This window comes from Streptomyces sp. NPDC001549 (genome assembly GCF_042894025.1).
Classification (GTDB): Bacteria; Actinomycetota; Actinomycetes; order Streptomycetales; family Streptomycetaceae; genus Streptomyces; species Streptomyces kutzneri.
The window spans coordinates 1-5,245 of record NZ_JBIAVJ010000071.1; the positions used below are offsets into that span (position 1 = coordinate 1).

Below are 5,245 nucleotides of genomic sequence, written 5' to 3' on the forward strand. Positions count from 1 at the left end.
GACCCCAAGCCCTACGTCTGGACCAAGACCGCAGACGAGATCCTCGAACGCCTCGCCAGTTATCTGAACAGAATTCCCGACTCAGAAGACTAGGGCGTGTTTTAGAAGTTGCTGGTGTGCTGGGTGGGTCGTCCGGGGAAGTCGCGGGCGGCCATCCAGATGGTGAGGTCACGGGCGATCTGGTCGATGCTGGTCTCGGTGGCGACGTCGTGTTCGCGGCGGGTGGTGTCGCGGCGGACGACCTCGTAGCCGCCTTCGTCCAGGACCGCGACGGAGGTGAACCAGGCCGGGTCGTCCTCGTCGGGCTGGATGACGACGAAGGTGTTGTCGGAGGCGTTGAGGTCGTCGATCAGCATGAACAGCGCGTCCTCGGACGGGTCCTCGATGTGGTCGCCGCTCTCGCTCTCGGCCCGGTAGTACGCAGCCCCCATCAGCCCTGTCTCCCCTCAACCCGCTGACCTGATCGCCGCCAGAATGACATGCGGGACCGACACTCCCGGCAGGTCACAGCCATTCGTTGATCGCGGCGATGAGGACGGTCGCTTCGAAGCGGACCGCGAGTTTGTCGAACCGGGTGGCCACTGCCCGGTTCCGCTTCAGCCGGTTGATGCCGCACTCGACCGCGTGCCGGGCCTTGTAGTCCTCACGGTCAAAAGCCGGAGGCCGCCCGCCGGCCGCGCCCCGGCGCTTGCGGTGGCCGGCCTGATCGGCAGGTTCCGGAATCGTGCAGCGGATTCCCCGCCGCCGCAGATAGGCACGGTTCGCGCGCGATGAATACGCCTTGTCACCCCGCACCCGCAACGGACGAACCCGTGGCCGGCCCAGACCGAGACGGGGAACCCGGATGGCTTCCAACACGGCCGCGAACTGGGGGCTGTCTCCCCACTGCCCGGCTGTGACCAGCAGCGATAAGGGCTTCTGCCCTTGTTCGCAGGCCAGGTGGATCTTTGTGGTCCAGCCGCCGCGGGACCGACCCAGGCCGTGATCGTCGGGTTCGGCCCGATTGCCGCCCGGCGGTTCCTTCTGGGTCTGGCCGTCGCGCCGGGCACCGGCCGCGTGCTGATGGGCCCGGCAGATCGTGGAGTCGACGTTCACCTCCCAGGTGATCAGCCCGGCCGCGTCCGCCCGGGCCTGCAACCCGGTCAGCACCGACGACCAGACACCATCGCGCTGCCAACGACGGAAAAGCCCATAGACCGTCTGCCACGGACCGTACTCCGGTGGCAGATCCCGCCACGGGGCACCGGTCCGCACCCGCCAGCGGATCCCGTCGATCAACCGCCGCCGACACACCGACGGCCTGCCCAACACCGCGACCGGCAACAACGGCCCCAGCACCGCCCACTGCTCGTCTGAAAGATCCCCTCGCCCCACACCGAGATCATCACGGCACGAGACGAGACACGGACCCCAGTTCTAAAACACCGCCTAGTCGTCTGCGCCGGACGAGCGGTGCGATGCCGGGCGGGCTGGGTCAGGGGTGGAGGTAGTCGTTGAGGTAGCTGCGGGCCGCGGGCTCGTTCGTGCCGAGGGCGGCCGCGACCTCCGCGATCGGCACGTCCCGGGAGGCGAGCTCGTACGCCGCGTCCTGGCCGGCCTGGGCGATGACGTACCGCAGGTCGGCGAGGGCCTTCAACGAAACCAGTGGCTCCTTGGCGGACAGGCCGTCGAGCCGGCGGACGAGTTCGGTGAGGAGCGCGGTGAGCTCTTCGGGGAGTGGGACGGCCGCGTCGCGGATGACCGACACGTGCGCTTCGTAGTCCGCGATCGGCCCGGACAGGTCCGTGTCCGCCTCGTAGAGGGGCTCGTCGTGGGGGAGGGTGGTCCAGTCGAGGGGGTACTCGGCCGCGCCCCGCCACCCGTACGAGCAGCTGCCCCGCAGGACCGCGGCCCGTTGCGTCAAAACGACGTCGCTACTCACGACAGCGGATGTTCACGACGTTGAGCGGCGTCCTGATGATGCCGTGTTCGATGTTTATGAGGAGTGACAGCACCAGCTCAGGGCGCTGTCGCTTGCCGGTGTCTCCGGCTGTTGGGCGATGGTCGTTCAGATCGTGTGGAAGTCGGGAGGAGCCTGGTCGCGATGTTGCTCGTCGGCATCAGGGCGTCTGCGGTCGCTGGAGTCCCTGGAGGAGGAGGGCGATCAGGCGTCGGGGGTCGTAGCGGGGGTCGTTGTCGCGTCCGATGCAGAGGTTGCCGATGCCGCGCATCAGCTCGTATGGCTGTGTGCCGGGCCTGATTTCGTCGGCCTCGACCGCGGCGTCGAGCAGTTGCGCGCAGACGGGCAGTAGGCGGTCGAGGAAGTAGGCGTGCAGCGCGGCGAAGCGGTCGCTGTCTGACTGCAGGGCGTCGGCGAGGCCGTGTTTGGTGACGAGGAAGTCGACGAAGAGGCCGATCCATTGGCGCAGTGCGTCGAGCGGGGAGGCGGTGATGGCCAGCAGGTTCGGGCCGGCTTCGGCGCATGCCTCGATCTGGTGCTGGTACACGGCGGTGACGAGGTCCGCCCGCGTTGGGAAGTGGCGGTAGATCGTGGCCATCCCGACGCCCGCCTGGGCCGCGATCTGGCGGATCGGCGCGTCGACGCCGGAGGTTACGAACACCTCGGCTGCGGCCGTGAGCACCGTCTCCCGGTTGCGCTGAGCGTCGGCCCGCTTGCTTCGGGACGGCGAATCCCCTGCAGGACCCTCGGCGGCCATCACGTTCTCCTTCGACACCGATTGACAAAACGGAGCGATGCTCCGAATATTAAATGGAGCAGCGTTCCGTTTCAGGTTAGCCGAAACAGGACGCCCCTGACCGCCTTGTCCGCCCGCCGGCTGCAAGAGACCGGCGGGCGGCAGGCGCCACCGAAAGGGAATCCACACCGTGAGCACAGCCACCACCGCCGACGCCTTGGGCACGGCCGTCCCGGTCCTGTCCTTCAGCCCCGTAGTCCTGTCCGTGCCCGGACGTCCCGTGGACCTCCAAGTACGCGTCTCCGCACCCGCGACCGGGACCAGCCTCCCCGTCATCCTCCTCTCCCACGGCCACGGTCCCTCGAACAACCTCTCCTCACTCAACGGCTACGCGCCGCTCGCCAACTTCTGGGCGGCACACGGATTCGTCGTCGTCCAACCCACCCACCTCACCTCCAGCACACTGACCCACCTGGTCGCCGACGCCCCCGGCGCACCCGACTTCTGGCGCTCCCGCGCCGAGGACATGACCCACATCCTCGACCGGCTCGACGTAATCGAAAACGCCGTACCGCAGCTCGCCGGACGGATCGACCACACCAAGATCGCCCTCGCGGGACACTCGCTCGGAGGCTTCACCGCCGCCCTCCTGCTGGGTGCCGGGCTCACCGACCCCGACACCGGGAACGTGGTGCACCTCGTCGATCCCCGGATCAAGGCGGGCGTACTGTTCGCCGCGCCCGGCAGGGGCGGCGACGTCCTCAACGGGCCCATGGCCGAGCAGTGGCCGGTCATCGGGGCCGTCGACTTCTCCACCATGACCGCACCCGCGCTGGTCGTCGCCGGTGACAAGGACGACCCCCGGCACTTCACAGACATGGGGCCGGACTGGCACGCCGACCCCTACACCCTCGCCCCCGGCCCCAAGACCCTGCTCACCCTGTTCGACGCGGAGCACGGGCTCGGCGGGATCGCCGGATACGACGCCGCCGAGACCACCGACGAGAACCCCGAGCGAGTCGCCGCCCTTGCCCAGCTCACCGCGGCCTACCTCCACACCCAGCTCCACCCCGGCGCCGCGACCTGGCAGATCGCCTGCGAGGCACTGACGGCCGGGCTCGACCCGATAGGACAAGTCGAATCCAAGTAGCCCCCACAGCCACGTGCCGCATCGGACGGCCCGGCCGCCGTCGCTCGGCTCGCCGCAGAGGGACCGCCGTCCCCACGCGCCACGAACGCGCTGAAACCCGGGGCCCGGGAGACACAAGAAACCGGGCAAAGGCCCCCTGCCGCACCTCGGAAGGGGCGCATGGGTCCACCAGCTTGCTACTCGACGATGGGCGTCTGTGCAGCCGGCTGCCACGGTGTGAAGTGGCTCAGCAACCCAGGGTCCTCAGCTGTAACCGGCCGCCTCGGCGCTGCCCGGACTCCTGCACTGTTCGAATCGCAGCCAACCGCAGACACTGCTCAAACTGGTGAACAACCGCTGCTGGTAATCGTGAACAGAGCCAGAGGGCGGTCGCCACTACCTTGGCGGCACCTCGCGGGCGGCGAGTTCGTACGCGGTGTGGGCGGCCGCCGACCCGCCACCGTCTACCTCGCCGGACTCCACCTCGCCGCCATCTTCATCTGGTCAGCGAGGTGATCCGAAGGAAACGGCCCAGCCGCATCGCACCGTCGCCCGTGGTGTCTCACGTACGGCATCTGGTCAGTCACCCGGCGTCAGATCTACTGTGAGGCAATGACGGCACACAGCCCGGGGGCGCCCGGCGGCGTGGAGCGGGGCGAGTCGGGGACGACGGACGTGGTGCTGCGGGCGGGCGGCGCCTCCTGGCTCACCGTGCCGCGCTCGCTGGGGAGCGCCGCGCTGACCGCGCTCGGTACGGGCCTTCTCGGGCTCGCCCTCGTCCTGCCGGTGGCGGTGATCGTGCTCTTCTCCGGCGCCGGCTGGGCCACGGTGGGGGTGGTGGCCCTCTGGATGGTGTCCGCAGCCGTCGCGGCGGGCTTCGCGGGCGCACTGGCCGTGGCCTGCTTCCGGGTGTACCGGATCAGGTTCTCCGCCGTCGGTGATCCCCCCGGGGTGCGCCTGGTGCGCGGCCTGGGGAGCGGTCCGTGGCGGCCGATGGAGGAGCCGGACCGCCTGCGCCTGGAGCAGGAGATCGAGGAGCCGTACGCCAGGGACCCCCTCCCCGCCACCCGCGTCCTCACGCTGCGCCTGATCCGGGACGACTCCGACGTCTGCCGGGCTGTCCTCCCGCCGGACACCGACGCCCGACAGCTTCTCGCGGCTTTGGAGCAGGCCCTGGGGTCGGCTGTCCTGCTCGAACTCCACGTCAAGCGCACCACCCGCCCCGCGCCCCGGCGCCGCCCCGGCTCCCGGAACCGCGGCCGGGGCGGGCCCTCCGGCATCGGCATCAGCGGCGCCGGGGGCTACAGCTGCGGCGGCAGCAGCGGATGCGGCGGAGGCGGGGGCAGCTAGTGTGATGCGCCAGAAATCCTGATGGTTATTTCTGCTCGGTTTGCTGGTTGGCGGTTCCGACCTTGGTGAGGTAGTCGGCGAGGGAGTTGAG

At 69.5% G+C, this 5,245-nt stretch carries 6 protein-coding genes; 2 read left to right on the plus strand and 4 right to left on the minus strand.

Annotation, left to right across the window (positions count from 1 at the left end; genetic code table 11):
* Positions 1-101 precede the first annotated feature (101 nt).
* The 4 genes from ACFY04_RS43505 to ACFY04_RS43520 form a co-directional block, all read right to left on the minus strand.
* A complete protein-coding gene (locus tag ACFY04_RS43505; protein WP_389126592.1) occupies positions 102-431 on the minus strand; it encodes a hypothetical protein in 330 nt (109 codons plus the stop codon).
* 73 nt (positions 432-504) lie between these two features.
* A complete protein-coding gene (locus ACFY04_RS43510) occupies positions 505-1,374 on the minus strand; it encodes an IS5 family transposase (RefSeq protein ID WP_389126593.1) in 870 nt (289 codons plus the stop codon).
* A 100-nt stretch (positions 1,375-1,474) separates the two neighbouring features.
* On the minus strand, positions 1,475-1,921 hold the full coding sequence (locus ACFY04_RS43515) for a hypothetical protein (RefSeq protein ID WP_389126595.1): 447 nt from the start codon (positions 1,919-1,921) through the stop codon (positions 1,475-1,477).
* Positions 1,922-2,099: 178 nt separating this feature from the next.
* On the minus strand, positions 2,100-2,696 hold the full coding sequence (locus ACFY04_RS43520) for a TetR/AcrR family transcriptional regulator (protein ID WP_389126597.1): 597 nt from the start codon (positions 2,694-2,696) through the stop codon (positions 2,100-2,102).
* A gap of 169 nt (positions 2,697-2,865) precedes the next feature.
* On the opposite strand from ACFY04_RS43520, the gene ACFY04_RS43525 reads away from it, so the two are divergent.
* The gene (locus tag ACFY04_RS43525; RefSeq protein WP_389126598.1) at positions 2,866-3,825 is read left to right on the plus strand and encodes an alpha/beta hydrolase family protein; all 960 of its coding nucleotides are present in this window, start codon (positions 2,866-2,868) and stop codon (positions 3,823-3,825) included.
* A 591-nt stretch (positions 3,826-4,416) separates the two neighbouring features.
* Entirely contained in the window at positions 4,417-5,154 is a 738-nt protein-coding gene (locus ACFY04_RS43530; protein ID WP_389126599.1) for a hypothetical protein, read from the plus strand.
* Positions 5,155-5,245: the final 91 nt, after the last annotated feature.

What these genes read in the sequence shown, in the direction of transcription:
- ACFY04_RS43505 (WP_389126592.1), bottom strand. Translation starts at nt 431, where the DNA reads ATGGGGGCTGCGTACTACCGGGCCGAGAGCGAGAGCGGCGACCACATC.
- ACFY04_RS43520 (WP_389126597.1), bottom strand. Translation starts at nt 2,696, where the DNA reads ATGGCCGCCGAGGGTCCTGCAGGGGATTCGCCGTCCCGAAGCAAGCGG.
- ACFY04_RS43530 (WP_389126599.1), top strand. Translation starts at nt 4,417, where the DNA reads ATGACGGCACACAGCCCGGGGGCGCCCGGCGGCGTGGAGCGGGGCGAG.